We start from the raw sequence: 21,351 nt of genomic DNA, 5'->3' as shown, positions 1-21,351 counted from the left end.
AAGTGACTTTAAATTTATTTCTTTAACCTTTGCTTTACTTCTCTCTGTTTTTAGATTTTTTAGTGCATTTCAAGTAAGTGGGGATATTGGGGTTCAAATTGAAGCGGCCTATCGCCTTTATAATGGGGATGGTTACACTTCAACAGTTTGGACAAAGTTCGAAGAAAATCGACGTATTTCTCAAAAGCCGGATTCATCCGCGCTCGCCATTTTTCCACCCGGCTATTCATTTCTTGTATTTTTATTTTTGCTCCTAAAAATCCCTGTAATAGTAGGTTTAAAGGGATTTCTGACGATATGTACTTTGGTAGGCTGGTATTATTGGGGGGGGATCATGTCAATCCTTTTCAATAATTTAAGAGCAGAAAATAAAATATTTTTTTATCTTTTTGTAATATTTATTTTTTTATTAGTCTTATTCTTTACGCCTCCGTGGTGGGGAACAGATATTGTTGTCTGGGCAGCTACTCCAATTTTTGTTTTGCAACTTTACAAAGCTTCTCTTGAAGGGGTTACAATACAAACGATTATTCAGTGTTACTTAATTTTTTTAATTTCATATTTATTTAGATATTCATCACTCTACTTACTTTTTGTTTTTGGTTTTTTTGTTTTATTCGTTTGCAACGAACGAATTAGTAAAAAGATTAAGGATATTGCGCTTTTTTCTTTACCGGTGCTGCTTTTATTTTTGGCGGGTCAATATCTGATTAAAAGTAATTCATTACCATTTCAACCCCTTAAAATCTCTTTTACGTCATTTTTGGAAAACTTTCTCCCTACCGTTCAATTACTTAAATACGCGCTTACACCCTATTTATTTTTTGTACCTGAATCTATACGAGAATCAATAGGCTTAATTAATCAACCACCAAGTTTAATATATTCTGCGTTATCGATACTTATTTATGCCGGCTTGTTTATTTCAATTTTTTATTTGAGAAAAGGAGGAAATAAGAATAATCTACCTTTAATTCTCTTTTTTGTTACTTTAGCAAATACACTTTTTCTTTTTGTTTATTCAGTTTTTCAGGATTGGGGGTACACAATAGATGACTCAGGAAAGCCATTTATTTATATTGCAGTTTTGCGTTATTATCTTCCTTCAGGATTTAGTGGTATCTTCCTTGTTGTTTTCCTATTGTATTTTGCAAAAAAATTATCATTTTTTTCTTCATTAAGATTTAACTTATCTCTCCTTTTTATTGTTCCTTTTTTACTTTATTTTATTTTCCGTATTTCATTTCCGATTTTAGGAAATCAGCAATTGAAAGAGAAATGGTTTTTTGATGTATTTGGTTACCGGAGTGCACAATTTATGCCGGGATTTAATATTACAACCGTTGAAAAGGAGCGTCAATTTATTCAAGAGTTATCAATAAATAACCCTCAGGCATTAATTTATGTTGTGGAATACCCTTGGTTTTGCTTTGATAATATCAATCATAATATAAGAAACGGATCAAGACCGTTCAATAAGATTAAAATTGATCGTGAAGTTGAAGTTTTTGTTTTAGTAAGGTCAAGTTCTAATAATATGATTATTCAATTAAATGAGAAATTTTCTCAAGTTAATTCATTAAGCGTCAATGGTTCTTTTTTAGTATTTCATAAACGATTTTCGCCAAGTGATGGGAGATTTTAAAGAAGTAAAAGTCATTGTCTCTAATGTTGGTAAGCATCACGCCTATGAAACTGCTCATGCCTTAGAGAAAGCTGGTCTCTTAAGAAAAATTTACACTTCATTTTACGACAAAGCCCAACTCGGGCAATTTCAGAAGCTCATCAAGCGATTCATTCCAACTTCCTTATTAAAGAAAATATCAAATCGTAAGCATCCTTCATTGAATGAAGCGCATGTGGTGAGTTATTTTTTTCCTGAATTAATCTATCGTATTCCTCCTTTCGTCAAGTTATTCGGGAGATATCAAATTATGAACCTTGTGAGCGACCTTTTTGATCGGAGGGTCGCTTTTCAATTGCAAGAATGTAGTGTTTTTCACGGCTTTGAATCCTGCGTGGAACACACAATGAAGCGTGCAAAATCGCTTGGCGCTATCACCGTTCTCGATCAACCCATTTTCCACCACATGACCATCCGTGAAATCTTAACCGAAGAATACGCCGCTTATGGTTTGCAGCCACCCATTTATGCCCGAAAAGATGATTGGAATATTCGCCGTAAACGCCGAGAAATTTCGCTTGCCGACTATCTTTTTGTACCCACAGAGTTTATCAAAGCCGATTTCGCACGTCGTGGTTTCGATGCCTCAAAAATTTTTGTGATTCCCTATGGCTTCAACCCAAAACGATTTCAACAACAACCCAATACCGACAATACTTTTCGTGTGATTTGCGTGGGCATCATTGGCTTTCGAAAAGGGATGTTGTATTTGCTTGAAGCATTCAAGAAACTAAACTTGCCCAATGCTGAACTCTTGCTCGTTAGCCCTATTGATGAAGAGTTCAAGCCGGTTCTTGCCAAGTATGAGGGGCATTTTCGGCATATTCATTCCATTCCGAATGAAAAACTATCTGAATACTATGCGAATTCAACCGTTTTTTGTTTGCCTTCCCTTATTGAAGGTTCAGCGTTGGTCACTTATGAAGCAATGGGTAGTGGCTTGCCGTTGATTGTTACGCCCAATACCGGTTCGGTGATGCGTGATGGGCAAGATGGGTTTCAAGTACCGATTCGCAGCGTGGAATCGCTGATGGAAAAAATCGAGTTCTTCTATCAAAACCCCTTACGAGCGAAAGAGATGGGGCAAAGTGCATATCAATACATTCAATCCTTTACTTGGGAGCGTTACCACGAGCGGGTTCAAGAGGCATATCAGCAAATCATCAAACGAGAAAACCTATAGAAATAAATGTGATGAATCCCGCTTAAGAAAGGCTTCTGGTGTATTATCTTTGCAATCCTCAAAAATTTTTATCAAATAATAAAGCGTTCAATGTCAAAAAAAGCAGTGATTACCGGCGTTACCGGTCAAGATGGATCGTATTTAGCAGAGCTTTTACTTGAAAAGGGATATGAAGTCCACGGAATCGTGCGTAGAACAAGTGTTGTTCAACGTACCCGAATCGATCATATTCGTGAGAATAAAAATTTTCGAGATCAATTTTTCCTTCACTACGGCGATCTTTCCGATAGCTCTTCGCTTACTCGGATGCTTACGATTGTCAAGCCCGATGAAGTCTATAATCTCGCCGCGCAAAGCCACGTCAAGGTGAGTTTCGAAATCCCTGAATACACCGGCGATGTCACCGCTGTAGGAACAGCAAGGCTTTTAGAAGCCATTCGTCTTTCGGGCCTTAATTGCAAGTTTTATCAAGCCTCATCAAGCGAAATGTTTGGCAAAGTGCAAGCGGTGCCACAAATTGAAACCACGCCCTTTTATCCACGCAGCCCTTATGGCGTGGCTAAGCTCTATTCGCATTGGATTACCGTCAATTACCGCGAAAGCTATGAGATGTATGCCTGTTCCGGGATTCTCTTTAATCACGAATCCCCTCGCCGCGGGGAGCAATTTGTAACAAGAAAAATCGCCATTGGTGCGGCGCGCATCAAAAAAGGCTTGCAAAAGCAATTGGTGCTGGGTAATCTCGATGCCAAACGCGATTGGGGCTATGCCAAAGAATATGTTGAGGCAATGTGGTTGATGCTCCAACAGCCGAAGGCGGATGACTATGTTATCGCCACCAACGAAACACACACTGTGCGTGAATTCTGTGAAGAATCTTTCGGAATGCTTGGCCTCGATTACAAAGACTTTGTTAAAACCAGCCCTGATTACGAACGACCGGCCGAAGTTGATTTACTCATTGGCGACTATGCAAAAGCAAAACAAGCACTCGGTTGGGAACCGAAAACCACATTCAAAGGTCTCGTAAAATTGATGGTTGAAGCCGAAATCGAAGCTATTGATAAAGCTCAACTTGCACATGCCTAACCCCTCCAATTCTTAGCGGAAAACCCTTGGCGTCAATGAAAGGAAAGCAGTTTTGGAAGGGAAAACAAGTCTTAGTGACCGGTGCAACGGGCTTTGTAGGAAGTTTGCTTGTCTATCGACTTTTAGACCACGGCGCATCAGTGCTTGGAACAAAGCTTTCGAAGCTGAATAAAAATGATGATTTGCCGGGTGTTGAAATTGTAAGAAATAATTGTGCCGATTTTCCATCGCTCTTTGAACTCATCGAAACCCGCAAGCCCGATATCATTTTTCATTTGGCGGCGCAATCATCTGTGCAGGTATCCATCGCGGAGCCTTATGAAACCACCAAAACCAATGTACTCGCGTTAACCGGCATATTGGAATCGCTTCGCAAATTGCAATCAAAGGCGCGGCTTGTTCATATTGGTTCTGCCGATGTGTACGGGAGAGCCATTCATAGCAAAGAAGATATGAAATGGTACAAAAGTAATCATCCTTATTATCTCTTTGGTAAAACGGATGAAGTGAAGAGTGAATTGCCATTGAAAGAAACCGCCCCTTTGCGTCCGCTTTCTCCGTATGCATCAAGCCGTGCGCATAATGAAATGATTCTTCATAATTATGTGAATCTATATGGGCTGGATGCGGTTGCCACACGCTCCTTCAATCATGAAGGATTTGGGCGAGGGGCTAATTTTGTTACTGGCTCAATCATTCAGCAGGTTAAGGAACTTCAACGGGGCGAGCGCGAGGAAATGAGTATTGGGAATGTTTCCACCTTTCGGGATTGGTCGTATGTATGGGATATGATTGAAGCGTATATGTCCCTTGCGGAAAAAGGGAAAAGCGGTGAAATCTATAATTGCGGCTCAGGCAAAGCAAATTCTGTGGCGACTTTTTTACTGCTCGCACTTGAAGCAACTTTTGGAAAGGTGCTTTCGATTCGCGGACTTGAAGGGAAAAACAAATTTCAAAATCCGTTGAAGTTAGAAAGTATCACACTCTTTCAGAAAAAAGCCCCACAAACCGCACTTGATATTGCTTTGCTCACCGGCAAATATGAGTTTAAGATAAACCCCGATAAATCAAAAACCTGCGGGTTTATCGTTGAAACGGCATCAAAAGACATTCGTGTGGTGTTCGATAAATCGAAAATCAGGCAAGCCGATATTCCGATACTCATAGCCGATACCGCTAAAGTCTCAAAGCTTGGAGTAAGTTTCAAAACACCTTTGAGCGCGATTATCGCTGAAATGCTAGATCCTCGCCAAATGGTTGAAAATCTGAGAAGAAAATGAAGATTGGGCTTGATATTCGCTTTTTGCACTACGGCTTAGCACGAAAAGGCGATAATAAAAATATCGGCGGAATCGGAGTCTATCAAAAAAATCTTCTGCTCAATCTTTTAGACATTGATTCTGAAAATCACTATTATTTATTGATTCATTCGCATTTATCACCAAAGCCGATTGAAGAACTTGTTCAGCCGAAAAAGAATGTATCGATTCTCCCATTAATGCGCGAAATTTATCTCCCATTTATGGATTCATCTTTGGGTATAAAAATTCGCGCTCTCCAACGGAGATTCATTCACAACCGGACACTTGAATCGGCAGGGCTTGATGTGGTTCATTTTTCAGGTGAGCGCGACATTGGCACTAAACCAAGTGAGATGAAGGTGGTTATTACCATTTATGATGTTATCCACGAACTTCTTTCGAAAAAAGGGGAAGCATTTGGACGGCGGTTAAATACGCGTACTTCAAAAAATGTTGAACTTGCCGATCACATTTTTGCAATTTCAGAAGCAACCAAAAATGATTTGATTGAGCACTTTGGTGCTAAAGCAGAAAAGATTACCGTCACTTATCTTGATTGCGATAGAAAGGTTTTTTACCCGCGCCCGCAAAATGAAATTGATACAGTAAAAGCCAAATACAAGATTCAAAGCCCCTATTTTATTCATGTCGGCAGCATTTATGCTTCCAAAAACACAGAGCGAATCGTTCGTGCCTTCGCGGCAGCAAAGCGAGAGATAAAAACTCCGATGTTTCTTTACTTTGCCGGTGTAATGGCAAAATATGGGAAGCCTGAAGTTGAAGAATTTTACCGAGTTGTTCGCGAGGAGGAAGCCGAGTCGTACATTCAATTGCTTCCTCCTGTGACTGATAATGAACTTTCCGCTTTATACACCGGTTCGGTTGCCAATCTTCATCCTTCACTTTATGAAGGTTTTGGGATGACACTCTTGGAAGCAATGGCGTCAGGAACTGCGGTAATCACATCCAATACGTCTTCTATGCCGGAAGTAGTTGGGGATGCGGGGATTGTGGTGAATCCTGAGGAAACTAAAGAAGTTAAGGATGCAATTGAGAAATTGACAATTGATGGTATTTATCGAAAGTTATTAATAAATAAAACAAATGAGCAATTGGAGAAATTTAGTTGGAAATATTGTGCAAATATTGCAATTGAAACAATTAAATATAATTTATTTATATAATAATTTCATCGTTAAAATTATCTTTTTTTCATCCCTTTTCATGTTAAATTATGAAAAATTTTATTTTCAATCATACTGATTTTTATCAAAATAAAAGAGAAGATATTTTTAATATAATAATTATATTCATATTTTCTCTTCTCTACTTTTGGTCTGGCTTTATATTTACGGGTAATATAAATGTAACAGACTTAGGTGCTGGAGATGACGCTTGGAAAATATTTGAAGGTAAATATCTTAAAGAAAACTTTAAATTTTATTATTCGGATCATGTTAGTTTAAAAGATAATCAGCCTATATACATGATTTATTATTCATTATTTTGGTTTATATTTGAAAATCCAACAATTATTTACTATTTTAACACCTATCTATTTTATATTATAATATTAATAAGTATATATTTGGTTTGTAGAACCCTAGATTTTCCTCCAATAATTGCTTTAGTCATAATTTCACTTATATTTTTATCTAAAGGTTTGTTGAATGCTGGGCCAAAATCTTCGCATCTTTCCTTGGTAATTATTATTGTCAATTTTCTAATTTGCTCCAATAAAAAAAAATTACAATATTTTATTTTTAGCTATTTATTCGTTTTTTCTTTTTTGCAATTTATAAGACCCGAATTGAAGGTAATTTTTATTATTTTTTTAATTTTTAGTCTTATATATTTTTTTAGGAATTTTAATTTCTCTAATATTTTTGTTATTATAATTTTTGCTTTATCATTATTGATTACCTCTTTTTTTTATTTAATATCAAATCAATCTCCGGTCAGTCGATTTTATGACGCATTTATTATGCAATTTTGTTGGAATTATATTAAATGGAACCCGACCATTAATTTAAATATATGGTATGATTATGAAAAGGTTCGTGAAATTAATTGTTTAATTTTCAATGGAGCTGATTCATTAATAGGTGCTTTTTCGGAAAATCCTAAATTTTTTATTAAACATTGTCTTCAAAATTTAAGTGATCTTTTTATTCCTTTATTCACCTCACTGTTTTTATGGGAAAATTCAAAATTTAGAGTAATAGAATTTATTTTTTTTATAGGATTATTGTTATTTCCTTTTTTACTAATAGACTTAAAAAAAACTAAAATTAGATATAATTTTGATAATAATATTCTTGTATTATTATTTATAGTAACAATTTTATTATATTTCTCTATAAACATTATAATGTACCCGAGAACACATCATGTTTTTTTTCTATCTTTTCTTTTTTTAATTTTATTTTTATCTATTTTAGAACTTTCTTTTAAATTTGTTAAATATGAAGTTAAATTAATCCTTTATATTTTAATATTTATTAAATTTATTTTTTTTTACTATTTCTCTTTTGGTCTAAATTACCCTAATCAGTTAACTACTTCAGAAATAAGGAAGTATTTTTCGGAAAAAAAGGACTTTGTTGTAATTGACAAAGCGAACATATCTGATTTATTATTCTATTCGGTCTTTGATAAAAATTATATTTATTTTAGTGAACCTAGTAAATCAGATTCACTAAATCATTTAGACCACTATTTTATAGTTAAGAGTAATAATTCTCAATCTTATGAATTAAAGCAGGCTTATAAGATTCCTATTAATAAAACTGATACTTTACTAATTTTCAAGAAATGAAAATTCTCATCACTGGCGGCTCCGGCTTCGTCGGTTCCAACTTAGCTGTTTATCTTTCTCAAAAAGGGCATCAAGTCACTTGCTTGGATAACCTTTCGCGTCGTGGTTCGGAAATTCTCTTATCCAGAATTTTAGAACTCGGCTGCGACTTTGTTCACGGCGATATCCGTAATCCCGAAGATTTCGGGAAGCTCAAAGGCTCGTTTGACACCCTGATTGAATGCAGTGCCGAGCCTTCAGTGCTTGTGGGCACAGAGGGCGATGATGCACGGTATATGCTCAATGTGAATTTGGCTGGGTCGCTCAATTGTTTTGAGTATGCCCGTAAAACCGGCGCAGGGGTAATCTTCATCTCTACCTCGCGAGTTTATCCTTACACGCGTCTCAATGAGTTGCAATTTGTGGAGCGTGATACGCGTTTCGAATTAAAAGAAAATTCGCAAGGCGTTTCAATTAATGGGGTATCCACAAAGTTTGACTTAAAAGGCGCGCGTTCCCTCTATGGGGCTACAAAACTTGCATCAGAGGTGATCTTGGAAGAATATGCCCACAGTTACAATATGCCTGCAATCATCAATCGCTGTGGCGTTATTGCCGGGCCGTGGCAGTTGGGCAAAGTCGATCAAGGAGTGTTTACATTTTGGCTCACGGCGCACTATTTCAAAAAGAACCTCAAGTATATTGGTTTTGGTGGAAAAGGGAAGCAGGTGAGAGACCTCTTACATGTCCTTGATTTGTGTGAATTGGTTGAGAAACAACTGGCTGCGTTGCCGAAGTATCGCGGGGAAGTATTTAATTCCGGCGGCTCACGGCCGGTAAGCCTTTCGCTGTTAGAAACCACTGCCTTATGCGAAGAAATCACGGGGAATAAAGTCTCCGTTATGCAAAGTCCCGAAAATAGACCTGCCGATGTGATTTGGTATGTGACCGATAACGGGCAAACTGAGCCCGAGTTCGGTTGGAAACCCAAACGCACACCAAAAGAGATTCTTCAAGACACATTCAATTGGATTAAAGAGAATGAATCGCGGTTCTCTAAACTCTTTAATTCCTAAAGAAAATTTTTCACAATTTCATCAATGAATGTGTGACCAATAGTTCCACAAATACACTTCAACTTCTCCCGTTAAGGATTGACTTTCTCGGAAAATCAAGGAACATAGAAATTCCCCTCGCCGCGCTTATACTTTTATTCATATTGCTTGCGTTTTTTTATCAAATTGTTTTTCAGGGGAAAATCCTCCTCCCCTTGGATATTATGAATACAATGTATTTACCCTACGCCGAGGGAAAGACAGCTGATGTTCATAATCATTTTATCAACGATGCACTTACGCATTATTACCCCGTTGCTCAACTAACGCGCGAGGCGTGGCTTTCAGGCGACTTATCACTTTGGAATCCTTATATCTTTGGGGGTTTCCCACAATTTGCAAATTCGTGTTTTGTTCAATTTACCCCGCTCAATATCATCCTTACGCTTGGCGATATGCCCGGCGCTTATCACCGTTTGCTGCTTACCGAGCTTTGGATTGCGGGTTTCGGAATGTTTCTATTGCTCCGGCGTTTTGGCATTGCGTATTGGATTGCCTTGCTCTTTGCAGCTGTTTATATGCTGAACGGGAAGTTTATGACGAACCTTCATTTTCGGTATATGGTTAGCGCATTCTGTTGGGTGCCGTTCATGATTGCTACATTGGATTGGGCTATTGAAGAGCGGAAAATTTGGCATTATGGGCTAGTCTGCCTATTTACGGCACTCGCATTTTTGGGGTCAAGTTTGCAAACCGCGGTGTTTGTCGTCGTTATATTTACGGTGTTCTATTATTTTAGGTCGCTTGAATCCCGCGTCCCTTCAATAAGTTCTCTCTTGCTCATTCCACTCGCAATTGGCATCATTTCCCTCATTCTTTCTTTGGCTGCTTGGGTGCCTTATTTGGAGTTTTTTCTTTTGGATGAATCGAATAGGGTTGCAACAAATTCAAAGCATTATACCCTTTTGCAACGCCTTTTATCGTTACCGTTTTTAATCACGATTCCATTTCCCGATCTGTTAGGAAGCCCACGCGCCTTAGACGCATCAAAATTGCTTGGAACAACCCTCGACGAATTCAGCGCCTACATTGGATTTTTACCTTTTTACTTTTCACTTGTGGCAGCTTTTACCCTTTGGAAAATGGCTAAGGCAAGACCATTTATTCTTTTAATGATTTTAGGATTGGGACTCCCGATTCTCACCCCGCTTTATAAACTCCTGTATCATCGCTTTTGGATGGTGTTTGTATTTGGTGCTTTAATTGCTTCTGCGATTTATATGACCAAAACTTTGGAAGGGTTTTGGGATAAAAAGCAACTACAAAATCATATTAAAATCGGATTATGGGGTATCATTGTGGTGTTTTTCTTACAAATTATCGCTGGTCTTGCTATTGTAATTAAACGAGATGAAGTTAAAGCAAAAGTCGAGGGTCTGTTAAATGCTGCTATGAAATCGAACATTGCGGCTCAAGGCAATGAAAGTTGGTTTCTTGCGCGCTCCGAAAAAGTATTGCAGCACTTTTCGCTGACATCATTCGATTTATGGTTTCCGCTGATTTTAGCTGCTTTCACTTTAACAATTTGGGCATTGTGGCTTAAACGAAAAGTAAATCCGATAATTTCATATTTAGCAATTTCATTGGCGGTTATTTTAAGTTTGTGGAAATATGATTTCAATTGGCTTCCGGTTTCAGACCCTATGAAAACACCACTTTATCCTGAAACAGTGGAAACACGATTTTTGAAATCAGACTCAACCGATTTTCGTGTTATGACGCTCCACACCCAAGGCGAACGATGGATTTTTTACCCCAATTATTTAGCGGCTTACGGGATTTCGACGATTGATGGGAATTCGAATATGGGGCCAAGAAATGTGGGATGGCTGGCAGAAAAGAAAATCGAGGCCGAGCGGCTTTCGCTTCTCAATGTAAAGTATCTGTTGGTTCACAAGAAGCGTGAAATTCGCGATACAAATTTCGTGAAATGTTTTGAAGGTGCGATTTCGATTTACAGGAATAAACTTTGGGCTGGAGGAGCCTATTTTTCAGGCGTGGCGGCTGTTCAAAAACCGAATGAAAGAAACTTTTCAAGAGATACCGTTTATTTTGAATCCCATCCAAACTTCGTTGAAACCCTTGAATCAAAGGTTTCAAAAAACCCTCTGCACGATTCTTTTGAGATTTCAATCATTAAGTCATTTGAAATAATAAAATTCGAGCGTGGAAAGAATCAGTTAACGGTTCAATTTCAAACGAATTCCAGCGGATGGGTGGTAATACCCAATACCGATTACAATGGATGGCGGGCATACATCAACAATTACGAAGTTGCTTTACACCGTGTCAATTATGCGATGCAAGCGGTTTTTGTGAAGAAAGGAGAAAGTGTTTTGCAACTGATTTACCAGCCGCGATGGCATCGAATGTCATTGTGGGTATCGATGATTTCGTGGGTAATCACATTTTTTGCAATCACAACCTCTTTTTTGATAGAACGCAGAAAACAATGATAGAGCAGATGAACCCAGATAAAAGTCAGTGAAAATAAGCTGAATCAGTGTTCCATATTAATTGTTTGAGTCACAGCCCTTCCCAAGCTTTTTCTGTATATTGTGTTTTGTCCATTTAATTTTTAAGCATGTTAAGTAATTCATCGATTCAAGAGCTCGCGGTCGATCAAATTTATGAATTAAGGTTTCGCGCTCAAACAGAGTTCAGAGCCGAAATGTGGAAAGTCTTGTGCAAAGATTTTTTTCAGAAGTACATCCCCAAGGACGCGACAGTCCTTGAAGTTGCAGCCGGGTATTGTGAATTTATCAATAATATTGAAGCCAAGCGCAAAATTGCCGTGGACATTAATGAAGAAACCACGCGGCGAGCGAATGAGAATGTGGAAGTGATTCTTTCCATTTCTTCCGATCTTTCAGCCGTTGCGACGGATTCGGTCGATCGGATATTTATGTCCAATTTTTTGGAACACATTACGCGCGATGAAATCACACAAACCTTAAAAGAATGTTTGAGAGTGCTGAAGCCAAAGGGCCAACTCTTAATTCTTCAACCCAATATCCGCTTCGTTGGGCATGATTATTGGATGTTTTTCGATCACATTACCCCAATTGACGACCGTGCGTTAGTTGAAGTATTGGAAGTGGTGGGTTACAAATTAAAACTTAACATTCCACGATTTTTACCTTACACCACCAACAGTTCACTTCCCAAATCAGTCTTTTTAGTAAAACTGTATTTAATGATTCCGCTTGCGTGGAAGTTTTTGGGAGGGCAGGCTTTTGTCGTTGCAGAAAAATAAACCGTTTTTTTCTATTGTTATTCCAGCGCATAACGAGGAAGGAAGCATTGAAGAAACACTCCGGGCGATAGCCACAAGGTTTCAAAAAGAGTTGATCGACGATTATGAAATTTTGGTGATTAATGATAACAGCCGAGATAAAACCGAAGAAATCCTTAAATCACTTTCAGCCGAAATCCCTCAAATTCGGTATTTGAACAATACACCGCCAAATGGCTTTGGTTTTGCCGTACGAAAAGGGCTTGAAAATTTTGAAGGCGAAGCCGTAGCCATCGTTATGGCAGACCTCTCTGACCACCCGGATGATATCGTGGTGTATTATAAGAAAATCAAAGAAGGATATGAATGTGTTTTCGGGTCTCGCTTCATAAAAGGTGGGAAGGTATATGATTACCCGACATTCAAATTGGGTTTGAATCGCTTGGCAAATTGGTTTATTAAAACCCTATTCAATATCAAGCACAATGATATGACCAATGCCTTTAAGGCATATCGGCGTGAGGTTTTGAATGGGTTGCAGCCGCTGATAGCCTACCATTTTAACCTGACGGTTGAGCTTCCTTTAAAGGCCATTGTTCGGGGCTATAATTTTGCCGTTGTTCCCATATCTTGGACAAATCGAAAAGCCGGGGAGTCGAAATTGAAGATTAAGGAAATGGGCAGCCGGTATCTTTTCATTGTTTTATACATTTGGCTCGAAAAGATGCTGTCGCGTGGTGATTACAAACGTAAACCCATTCAAAAGTAAATTAAATTCTTCAGATTGTGGAAATTATTGCTCCAATTTTTATCATTTTCGTCTTAGGTTTCCTTTTTATCAAGTTTGCCCAAGACCCCCTTCGGCTCACGATGTATATGATTGCGTTCCAAAAAATCATCGATATGACGTGGTTTTTGGGGATTAATATCGGCACAAAAATAAGCCTTCAACGCGTTGTGTATGTATTAATTCCTCTTTCCTTATTGGCTGTGGTACCCTTTCGGATGGCGTACTTTAGAAAATTCTATCAACAGTCGATGCCAATGGTCGGTTGGATGGTTGCTTTTGTTGTTTGGATTATCTTCTGTGCCTTTCGCATTCAATCCACCTATTCAACCGCCGATCAAATTGCCGATTTGTTTCGGATTATCGGCCCCTATGCTGTTTTTATCGCCGGGTGGCAATATTTTGATAATGAAGAAAAATTTGATGAATTCGCAAGGCTCTTTGTGATTACATATGCATTGTCTTTTTTCACATTGCTCCTTCAATATTTCGGAATTTTTGATCCGAGCAGTTTAGGCATTGTACAGCAGCGAGAATCGGGTTTTGGGCTCGAAGATACTTCTCGTTATACAGGTATTTATTTTGACGGCGGGTCTTTGTCTGTTTATCTGATCACATTAAGCCCCTTGTGTTTATATCTATTAAGTAAGAAAGATGAGAAAAATAAATGGATATATCTCTCCTTTCTTGGAGTTTTGGTGATTACGCTTTCTTTGGCAAGGGTAAGAACCACCGCGCTTGCGGTTATTGCAGGGATTTTTACTTGGTATTTTTTCAAAAGAAATTATTTGGTTTTCGGTTTAGCAGTATTTGGTGGATTTTATGCATTGTTCAATTCAGACATCATCAATAAATTTTTTGGTGATGTGGCAGTTGTTATCGAAACAGGCAGTTTCGCAAATGCAAAGCTAACGGGTCGCACGGCGGTTTGGAATATGATTATGGATGACTTCAATCAAAATGATCTTTTTACTCAAATGATCGGCCTTGGGATTGGGGCCGATGAAAGGGTTGTGGGTTTAGCTGGAGCGGCACACTCTGATTATTATACCTATTTATACAATACGGGTTATGTTGGCGTTTTCTTTTACTTTGCTGTGATTTATGTGGCTGCTTTTTTAGGGATAAAGAATATACTGACTGTTTACAAGGGAAAGTTCACTGAAGAGCAGAGAGGAAAGTATTATGTTTGGTTGGCGATTCATGTCTTTTATATGATTGGCTTTTATGCTCACCCTACGAGATGGGTTTCTTACACTTTTCCTCTTTGGTTCCTTGCGGGGTTTGCATTAAAAAACCCTCACTTCTTTTTGAAACAAAAAGCGGTGCTATCGGAAGAGAGTGACTACTATTATGAAGTGAATCCTAAACTTTCGCCATACCCCAATTAAAATTTTTACGGCTGAAAAATGAAAATAGGCATTACTTGTTATCCAACTTATGGGGGAAGCGGTGTTGTTGCAACTGAACTCGGAAAGGCTTTGGCTCAAAAAGGGCACACGATTCATTTTATCTCATACGCCTTGCCATTTCGTTTGAAAGAGTTTTCTCAAAATATCTATTATCACGAAGTCGATACGGTAAACTACCCGCTCTTTGAATTCACCCCTTATTCTATCACCTTAGCTTCGAAAATGGCGCAGGTGGTTAGCTATGAGAAATTAGATTTGTTGCATGTACATTACGCAATTCCTCATGCAACAAGTGCGATATTGGCAAAAGACATTCTTTCCGATCAAAACGACCCAATGAAACGGGTTAAGATTATCACAACATTACACGGAACCGATATAACGCTTGTTGGAACAGAACCAAGTCTTTCAGGTGCAGTAAGGCTTGGGATTAATAAATCGGATGGAGTTACGGCTGTTTCGGAATACCTTAAACAAAAAACGATTGACGATTTTAAGCCAACGAGAGAGATTGAGGTAATCCCTAATTTTATAAACACCAGCGAGTTTAAGCGCAAAAATTATCCTCAGTTTAGACCTGCAATTGCAAAGCCCGATGAAAAAGTAATTATTCATATCTCAAATTTTCGTCCATTAAAGCGCCTGAAAGATGTAGTGAACGCGTTTAATATTATCAATGAAAAGATTCCTTCGCGCCTTTTACTTGTCGGTGACGGACCGGAAAGAACAGAAGCCGAGCATCTTTCACGTGAACTTGGACTTGCCGAGCGAGTTAAATTTTTGGGGAAACAAGAGGCAGTCATTGATTTGCTTTCGATTGCAGATTTAATGCTGATGCCAAGTGAATCCGAATCATTTGGTTTGGCAGCACTTGAAGCGATGTCTTGCGGAGTACCTGTAATAGCCGCTGATGTTGGCGGATTACCTGAATTTATTAAACACGAGGAAAATGGTTATCTTGTTCAAGTGGGTGATACGGAAAAAATGGCCGAGTATGCTTTAAGCCTCTTTCAAAATCAAACCCGTTTTGACACACTGCGGCAATCGGCAAGAAACACCGCAGTTGAATACGAGACCTCAGAAATCGTGACTCGCTACGAAAATTACTATGATCGTATCATATCAAATTAAATTGATACAGGATTCAACTTTACAATCTGAAATTTAGTAACCATTTCTTAACACACCCTTAATCTTTTCCTTACGCTTTCGCTTTACCTTTGATTGTCTTAACTCTAACCAAAACAGGATTTAGGTATGTGGACAAAATTCAAAAATTTCTCGAATAATCATAATATTACGCAAGCTGATTTTTTAGAAATTGCGATGATATTAGCAACCCTGATGTCTTTCTTAATCTTTAAGTAAGGAAAGTTTTTTTTGGGGAGAATTCAGTGTTCGTTTTATAATTTCACTTGCTTTAAAGTGAATTTTTTTGCTGTTTTTAACCAATTTTGTTTCTCCTGTTTTAGGATTTCTAAATCTAAAGTCGTTTTTTCGATTTTTTACTTCAAAAACCCCAAGCCCTCGTAATTCAATTCGCCGTTCATATTCAGCATTTCGTAATAATTTCGAAATCATTTCTATGGTTGCTTCGACATAAGGCGCAACCTCTTTTGGACCTACTTTTAATTGGGTTGAGACAAGTTGAATGAGATCTTGCCTAGTAATGGTTTCTTTGATTTTTCTTTTCACGAGCTTTCAATAGATAAATGTCTTAATCTTACCTCCAGTAGTCTCAAAACTATTTTTTAACATTGACCAAGAAGGCAAGCAAATTCGTATTTTGGCAAAATCATTATTCACTGCCTTTTTTTCGAATGCTTAAAATAAACGAAATTTTTTATTCGATTCAGGGAGAATCTTCAAAAATGGGATTGCCTTGTGTCTTTATTCGCTTAACGGAGTGCAATCTCAGATGCACTTACTGCGATACTGAATATGCCTTTTATGAAGGTGTCGATCGGCAAATCGATGACATCATTAACGAAGTTCGTTCTTATTCGTGTCGTCTTGTAGAAGTGACTGGCGGCGAACCCTTGCTACAGGAAGAAGTTTATGAGCTTATGAAACAACTGTGTGATGAAAATTTTGAGGTCATGCTTGAAACCTCAGGGAATATGAACGTGGAACGCGTTGATCCGAGAGTAAAAAAAATTATAGATATGAAATCGCCAAGTTCAGGAATGCTTAAGCATAATGATTACAAAAACCTAGAAATCGCTTCAATTAACGATGAAGTGAAATTTGTAATTGGTTCTCGTTTAGATTACGATTGGGCTAAGAAGGTGATCGAAAGTTATCAATTAACCGACCGTCTCACGGTATTAATGTCGGTCGTATTTGGCGAATTAACCCCTCAAACCCTAGCGGAGTGGATTTTAGAGGATAAACTTAAAGTTCGATTTCAGCTTCAAATGCATAAGTTTATTTGGTCTCCCGAGACAAAAGGTGTTTAACACGTTCAAAACCCAACATGACCTTTAGATTTAAAGCAATACTCATCGTATCAATCGCTATCGTAAGTTCAACTTTGTTCCCTGCGGTTTCATATTATCTCTTTCGCGATTTCGATGAACGCTATTCCGTAAGTATGGCTCGCAGCATCAATGAATTTATGGCCTTAAGCGAGTTTAATACTGCACTTGTTCGATATGACAACGCAATTCTCAGATACCTTTCTGGAAATGATCGATCCCTTGAGGGAATCAAACTGATTCGACGTGAAGTCGATACAGCCACAAAACGATTAGAATTAAATCTTAACATTCTCAATACAATTTACCGTGATAACCCCGAAATGCTCTCGACCTTAAAAACCCTTGAATCGATGCACGCCGGTTACATTGATGATGTTGAAAGTGTTGTGAAAATCCCTGAAGCAGGAAAGAAAAATCCTCGGGTTAAAGCTCTTAGCACCACAGAAAGAGCAGAAAAAATGAGAAAACTTACCGCCAATTATAACAACCTTGTCGGTATCTATAACCAAGTTCGAATTTTGGTTGAACGCCGGCAAAATGAGCTTCAATTCAACATTTCAATTCTTGATAAGAAACTGGATTTGTTAAGAAATTGGGGTTTAGCATTTGTTGTCTTGTTTGTCCCTCTCCTTCTCACACTGATTTTCATTATTTTTTCTGCACTGTCAGAAATGAATAAAATCGTTCAAGCTTTGAAGGAAGTGAAAGCAGATAAGCCAAAAACGCTTACCACAATGATTGATAAGCTTGAGCCATTGATTAAAGACCGTAATCCGAAAGATGAAGTCTCGAACCTTGCAAGAACCCTTCGGTTTTTGGGTCTCGAAGTAAGAGAGAAAACCAAAGAACTCAGTGACTTGGTGATAACGGATGAAAAAACGAAGCTTTTTAACTACCGGCACTTTAAAGATGAATTTCAAGTTGAATCAATGTATGCGCGTCGCTTTGGAGATAAAATGTCGTTGGTGATGCTAGATGTGGATAAATTCAAACATTATAATGATACAAATGGGCATTTGGCTGGGGATGATTGCTTGATTCGAGTTGCAAATATTATCAAGAATTGTGTGCGCGAAACCGATTTGGCTGCTCGATTTGGCGGTGAGGAATTTGCAATACTTCTCCCAAGAACAACGAAAGAGCAAGCGTTTATTCAAGCGGAGCGAATTCGCACAGCAATAGAATCAACTTATTTTCCTTTTCAAGAAAAGCAACCAACCGGTAATTTGACGGCGAGTCTTGGCGTTGCAACCTTTCCCGATGATGGTGAAGAATTAAAAATACTTACAGAATGCGCCGATGTGGCACTTTATGTCGCTAAAGAACGCGGCAGAAATTGTGTTATATCATTTGAAAAGGGAATGGAAGCGCCAAAATCGCATTAACAATTAAATCCATAGATGGGTATAAAATATCTTAAGCCATTATTGATTGGCTTTTTTTCTGTTTTGTTAATTTGGGGGTTTAATCAAAGATTAGCCGGCACAATTTCGATTTCCGCCTATCTAAATCCCTTAGGAGGTGCTTTATGGAACGCGATCCTACCGGATTATGATGCATTTCATCCACCTGAAAATTTTCTTCAATCAAAAGTTTCCATTCAACGAGATCGACGAGGCGTCGCTCATATTTTTGCTGAAACAATTGAAGACCTCTTTTTTGCCCAAGGTTATACTGTTGCAAGTGAACGACTTTGGCAACATGATATTCAAATACGCGCTGCCTCTGGGCGTCTCTCTGAAATCCTAGGTGAACAAACCCTTGATTATGACCGATTCATGAGACGAATCGGACTAAAAGTAGCTGCAGAAAAATCGTATGAGCTTTCAATCAAGGATTCATTAATGAAGGTCGTGCTTGAAAGTTATTCCAAAGGTTACAATGCCTATCTGTCATCACTTCATGAACCAAATTATCCAGTCGAATTTAAGCTTTTGGGCTATCGACCTGAAAATTATACGCCCTTAAACTGCTTTTTAATGCAAAGTAACTTGACTTATGACCTGACTTATCGTAATAACGACAGGGCTTACGAGGAATTTTGTGAAATTTTTGGAGACTCTTTAGCCAATGAATTGTTTCCAATGTATTCACCTCTCAATGTGCCATTTGCCGATGCACCGATGCTAGAGAGCAAGCAAACAGAAAAGCCAGATCAGCAATCCAGCGTTTTGAAAATGATAGATCCCTTATTCATGAATGTTTCTGCTTTATCTGATGAACTTTGGGAATGGGATAACCCGTACCAACCCAGAAAGGGAAGTAATAATTGGGCGATTGCTGGCGGTTCAACAGAAACTGGAAATCCGATTTTATGTAACGATCCACATCTTACCCTAACCTTGCCTTCAATTTGGATTGAAATGCAATTGGTTTTAAAAAGTAAAACGGATTCACTGAATTTTAATTCTTATGGCGTAACCACAGCAGGTATTCCTTCCATCATCCTTGGCTTTAATAAGCATATTGCTTGGGGGGCAACCAATGCGGGTTCTGATATTTTAGATTGGTATCAAGTGGAGAGAAATCCCGAAAACCAAATGGAGTACCTGTGGCAAGGTCAATACAAACGGTTTTCAGAACGAATTGAACCTTTCATAGTTCGAGGAACAGGGATTACAAAAATTGATACAATTTTAGAATCTCAAATTGGACCTCTTGTTGCAAGAAAAGGTGAACCAAAGCTAAATCCGAATTTTGTTGAAGAAGCGGTCATGCATTGGGGGCTTTATCACCCAAATAATTCACTCAAAGGAATTTTTAATCTAAACCGTGCCAAAAATATTGACGAGGCGTTGTCTGCCTTGGAAGGTTATACTGTCCCCGCACAAAACTTTGCAATTTCCGATACAAGCGGCAGGGTTGCAATTCGGCACAACGGAAAGTTCTTGAAACGAAATAAGGAAAATCGAAACGGAAGCCGTTTATTGTCTCTCAATTCGTATCATGAATCACCATCGATAACTTACCGAGAATTGCCAACGCGTTTCATGAATTCCTCAGGATTCGTTTTTTCAGCCAATCAAAATCCGGTCGATTCATCGTATCCCTATTATCTTGGCTGGGATTATGCGTCGATGGAAAGAGGGACAAGAATCAAACAACAACTTGAAAAAGTGTCTTCTCAAAAAATGGGAACAAGAGAGAATATGAAATCTCTTCAACTTGATGATTTCAATCTTTATGCCAAAGAACTTCTCCCTTTATTTCTTCAATCAATTCATTCTTCAAAGTTTGAAGTGAAGCCTCATCAAAAGGAAATATTGATGAAGTTAGAAAAATGGAATTATCGTTATCAATCTGAAACAATTGAGCCAACTGTTTTCGAATTATGGTCATCATTATTTTATAGAGAGTATTGGGATTGGGTAATTTCAAAGTCATCGCTTCGTCCAAGCCGAGATGTGACACTCTCTAGAATTCAAACCCTATTTTCCAAATCTGTTGAGAAAGAAGTAGAAATTAAAGAATTAGGAAAGAAAATCTTTTTTGCGTTTCAACTTGCTATTGATTCTCTTTCGAAGACCGAGGAAATACAACCTTGGGGAAAGCGAAATCCGGTCGAGATTCGGCATCAAGCAAGGCTACCGGGATTTGGTACAGCACCGTTTGCGGTTAGCGGATCGTACAATACGGTAAATGCAGTCAATAGAAATCACGGGCCTTCTTGGCGGATTGTGGTTGAACATTCAAAAACTGGAATTCCAATTGCAGAAGTCTCAATGCCGGGTGGTGTATCAGGCAAACCGCATTCAAAATTTTATGACTCTGGTGTTCAGGCTTGGGCAAATGGGGAGTACTTTAAGGTCTTGTACCTTACATCTCCGGATTCAACTTTAGTAAATTTTTCGATAATGAACGGACGGGAATGATCAAAATAGGTTTGTTTTCACTGGTTGCAGGTATCGGATTTGCAGCACTCATTGCTCTCATATTAAAAATGGGTGCACCCGTCTATTGGTGGCTAATTTTCCTTTTTTGCTTTAATGCCGGTTTTTTTGTTACAGGCTCTAAAGGTGCTGCACTTGCGGGTGGCTCATTTGGATTTGGATTTTGGGGGGTCCCTTCGATTATCTTAACATTTTGGAATCCAATTTATGCCCTTAAACTATCGATGTTGGTGGGTATTTCATTTGGGACTTTTCTTCCTTTGGCGATCTCCCTTTCCGGGATTTTGATTGGAATTCCATTGGCAATGTTTGGGGAGTCTGTGAAAACAGCGGTGTTTCAAAAGTAAGAATTTAATCGTTTTAATAAGGAAACTCAAT

General features: G+C 38.3%; 17 protein-coding genes. 16 read left to right on the top strand and 1 reads right to left on the bottom strand.

Annotation, left to right across the window (positions count from 1 at the left end; genetic code table 11):
* Nucleotides 1-334: 334 nt before the first annotated feature.
* The 12 genes from SFU91_06045 to bshA all read left to right on the top strand — a co-directional run bounded on the left by SFU91_06045 (nucleotide 335) and on the right by bshA (nucleotide 15,734).
* Nucleotides 335-1,645 carry a hypothetical protein gene (locus tag SFU91_06045; protein ID MDX2128579.1) on the top strand — a complete coding sequence of 437 codons (1,311 nt, stop codon included), beginning with the start codon at nucleotides 335-337 and terminating at the stop codon, nucleotides 1,643-1,645.
* Nucleotides 1,632-2,867, top strand: a complete 1,236-nt coding sequence (locus tag SFU91_06040; GenBank protein ID MDX2128578.1) for a glycosyltransferase family 4 protein — start codon at nucleotides 1,632-1,634, stop codon at nucleotides 2,865-2,867. The genes SFU91_06045 and SFU91_06040 overlap by 14 nt, the downstream gene beginning before the upstream one ends.
* Before the next feature lie 90 nt (nucleotides 2,868-2,957).
* Nucleotides 2,958-3,956, top strand: coding sequence for a GDP-mannose 4,6-dehydratase (gene gmd / locus SFU91_06035; GenBank protein ID MDX2128577.1), 999 nt, complete (start codon nucleotides 2,958-2,960; stop codon nucleotides 3,954-3,956).
* Between the two features lie 35 nt (nucleotides 3,957-3,991).
* Nucleotides 3,992-5,236, top strand: a complete 1,245-nt coding sequence (locus SFU91_06030) for a GDP-mannose 4,6-dehydratase (GenBank protein MDX2128576.1) — start codon at nucleotides 3,992-3,994, stop codon at nucleotides 5,234-5,236.
* On the top strand, nucleotides 5,233-6,441 hold the full coding sequence (locus SFU91_06025; protein MDX2128575.1) for a glycosyltransferase family 1 protein: 1,209 nt from the start codon (nucleotides 5,233-5,235) through the stop codon (nucleotides 6,439-6,441). Before SFU91_06030 ends, SFU91_06025 begins: the two co-directional genes overlap by 4 nt.
* A 50-nt stretch (nucleotides 6,442-6,491) precedes the next feature.
* The gene (locus SFU91_06020) at nucleotides 6,492-8,075 is read left to right on the top strand and encodes a hypothetical protein (protein MDX2128574.1); all 1,584 of its coding nucleotides are present in this window, start codon (nucleotides 6,492-6,494) and stop codon (nucleotides 8,073-8,075) included.
* Entirely contained in the window at nucleotides 8,072-9,130 is a 1,059-nt protein-coding gene (locus tag SFU91_06015; protein MDX2128573.1) for an NAD-dependent epimerase/dehydratase family protein, read from the top strand. Before SFU91_06020 ends, SFU91_06015 begins: the two co-directional genes overlap by 4 nt.
* 32 nt (nucleotides 9,131-9,162) lie before the next feature.
* Nucleotides 9,163-11,625: a YfhO family protein gene (locus SFU91_06010; GenBank protein ID MDX2128572.1), complete on the top strand. Its 2,463-nt coding sequence runs from the start codon at nucleotides 9,163-9,165 to the stop codon at nucleotides 11,623-11,625.
* 128 nt (nucleotides 11,626-11,753) lie between these two features.
* Complete coding sequence (locus SFU91_06005; protein MDX2128571.1) at nucleotides 11,754-12,425, top strand: class I SAM-dependent methyltransferase; 672 nt, start codon at nucleotides 11,754-11,756, stop codon at nucleotides 12,423-12,425.
* Nucleotides 12,406-13,173: a glycosyltransferase family 2 protein gene (locus tag SFU91_06000; protein ID MDX2128570.1), complete on the top strand. Its 768-nt coding sequence runs from the start codon at nucleotides 12,406-12,408 to the stop codon at nucleotides 13,171-13,173. Before SFU91_06005 ends, SFU91_06000 begins: the two co-directional genes overlap by 20 nt.
* A 17-nt stretch (nucleotides 13,174-13,190) precedes the next feature.
* Entirely contained in the window at nucleotides 13,191-14,582 is a 1,392-nt protein-coding gene (locus SFU91_05995; GenBank protein MDX2128569.1) for a hypothetical protein, read from the top strand.
* An 18-nt stretch (nucleotides 14,583-14,600) separates the two neighbouring features.
* On the top strand, nucleotides 14,601-15,734 hold the full coding sequence (bshA, locus tag SFU91_05990; protein ID MDX2128568.1) for an N-acetyl-alpha-D-glucosaminyl L-malate synthase BshA: 1,134 nt from the start codon (nucleotides 14,601-14,603) through the stop codon (nucleotides 15,732-15,734).
* Nucleotides 15,735-15,956: 222 nt separating this feature from the next.
* On the opposite strand, the gene SFU91_05985 is transcribed toward bshA, so the two are convergent.
* Nucleotides 15,957-16,298, bottom strand: a complete 342-nt coding sequence (locus SFU91_05985; protein ID MDX2128567.1) for an HU family DNA-binding protein — start codon at nucleotides 16,296-16,298, stop codon at nucleotides 15,957-15,959.
* Between the two features lie 125 nt (nucleotides 16,299-16,423).
* On the opposite strand from SFU91_05985, the gene SFU91_05980 reads away from it, so the two are divergent.
* The 4 genes from SFU91_05980 to SFU91_05965 are packed head-to-tail and all read left to right on the top strand — an operon-like array spanning nucleotide 16,424 to nucleotide 21,320.
* Nucleotides 16,424-17,062: a radical SAM protein gene (locus SFU91_05980; GenBank protein ID MDX2128566.1), complete on the top strand. Its 639-nt coding sequence runs from the start codon at nucleotides 16,424-16,426 to the stop codon at nucleotides 17,060-17,062.
* A gap of 17 nt (nucleotides 17,063-17,079) precedes the next feature.
* On the top strand, nucleotides 17,080-18,468 hold the full coding sequence (locus SFU91_05975) for a GGDEF domain-containing protein (GenBank protein MDX2128565.1): 1,389 nt from the start codon (nucleotides 17,080-17,082) through the stop codon (nucleotides 18,466-18,468).
* A gap of 15 nt (nucleotides 18,469-18,483) precedes the next feature.
* On the top strand, nucleotides 18,484-20,955 hold the full coding sequence (locus tag SFU91_05970; protein ID MDX2128564.1) for a penicillin acylase family protein: 2,472 nt from the start codon (nucleotides 18,484-18,486) through the stop codon (nucleotides 20,953-20,955).
* Nucleotides 20,952-21,320 carry a hypothetical protein gene (locus SFU91_05965; protein ID MDX2128563.1) on the top strand — a complete coding sequence of 123 codons (369 nt, stop codon included), beginning with the start codon at nucleotides 20,952-20,954 and terminating at the stop codon, nucleotides 21,318-21,320. The genes SFU91_05970 and SFU91_05965 overlap by 4 nt, the downstream gene beginning before the upstream one ends.
* Nucleotides 21,321-21,351 lie beyond the last annotated feature (31 nt).

This window comes from Chloroherpetonaceae bacterium (assembly GCA_033763895.1).
GTDB lineage: Bacteria > Bacteroidota > Chlorobiia > Chlorobiales > Thermochlorobacteraceae > JANRJQ01.
This window is presented reverse-complemented; position numbering and strand designations above follow the sequence as displayed.